The sequence below is a fragment of the Clostridium weizhouense genome, assembly GCF_019431045.1.
GTDB lineage: Bacteria > Bacillota > Clostridia > Clostridiales > Clostridiaceae > Clostridium > Clostridium weizhouense.
On sequence record NZ_JAHXPT010000039.1, the window covers coordinates 1 to 1,388 of the forward strand.

Below are 1,388 nucleotides of genomic sequence, written 5' to 3' on the forward strand. Positions count from 1 at the left end.
AAAAAATTATTTTTTAAAATATAAAAAACCACCTTTTTATAGTGTAAAATTGATTTGCACAAACAAATTACAAAAGAAAGGTGGTTTCTATGATCAACGATCAAGAATATCTTACTACAGAATTGAAAAAAACACTAGAAAAAATGATAATTTTATCTGTTCCTCGCTTAAATAATTTAATTGCAATGATTATTGGAATAATTTGTTCACAATCAGTTGTGCTATCCAAAATTTCTCAAGAGTTAAAAGACTCTTATTCAGTAGGTACTGAAACAAGCAAGGTGAAAAGATTACAAAGATTTTTAAGCAATAAAGCAATTAACCCTGAAAAACTCTATGAGTTTTTTGTGTATAAGATATTGCAAAAATATAAATTTAGATCAAAAGCAATTTATATAATATTTGACCATACTACAATAGATGATAGATTTGTAATATTGCAATTTTCATTAAAGGTAGGGAGAAGAGCTATTCCTCTTTGGTTTAAGCTATTTAGATATAAACAAGAAGGAAATAAAGATTTTATTCATGTAAAAGAAGGTCTTAACTTCCTATATAAAATATTAACACCGTATAGATTTGATGTTACTATACTTGCAGATAGGGGTTTTAAAAGTGTTGATTTATTTAAATTCATAGATGAAGATCTTCAATGGAAATATTGTATTAGATGTACTAAAGATTTATTAATATTCATTGACGGAAAAAATAAGATAACAAAATTAGAGGATATTATCCCTAAAAAATTTGCAACAAAGCATTTTAGAAATATTAAGTTAACAGCAGCTAAATATGTCTGTAATATGGCCGTATGTAAAGCTGAAGATGCTGATGATGTGTGGTTTATAGCTAGTAACATTTTCGAACCTTATGCAATAAGGGAATATAAAAAGAGATTTGACATTGAAGAAATGTTTAGAGATTTGAAAAGTAGTGGATTTCACTTAGAAGATACCTGGAGTAATGATATTCATTATGCCAAGATGTTATATTTTTGTGTCTGTATAGCTTATTGTTATATAATTTCTCTTGGTGTTTCATGTGGAAAAGATAAGAAAAATAACTTATTAGGTGCTACTAAAAATATTAACGGAAAAAAAGTTAGAATTTATAGTTTATTTACTACAGGCATTAAATGGTTTAAAAGAGCTTACTACTCTTGCAGGAAGAAATATTATTTGAAAACTTGCTTTACTATATATCAAGGTTAGAATCAAAAAAAAGAGAGTATTGACATATTAGCTATAGTCAAAATAGACTTTACTCTTTACTTATTTATACTTAAATTCAATTAAAATGAAGTTTAGTTCAAGAGCAAATTCCATAATAATTTAAAATTAAATTTATTATGGAATTTATTCAATAATTTTGATAATAACTGTCCGTAA

1 protein-coding gene is annotated in these 1,388 nt (G+C 25.5%); it reads left to right on the plus strand.

Annotated features, from left to right (window positions below; all coding sequences use genetic code 11):
• Nucleotides 1-89 precede the first annotated feature (89 nt).
• Nucleotides 90-1,211: a transposase gene (locus KYD98_RS18015; RefSeq protein ID WP_219781425.1), complete on the plus strand. Its 1,122-nt coding sequence runs from the start codon at nt 90-92 to the stop codon at nt 1,209-1,211.
• The last annotated feature ends 177 nt before the right edge of the window (nt 1,212-1,388 follow it).

Excerpts from the sequence above, each read along its gene's own strand:
- KYD98_RS18015 (WP_219781425.1), top strand. The coding sequence starts at position 90 with ATGATCAACGATCAAGAATATCTTACTACAGAATTGAAAAAAACACTA.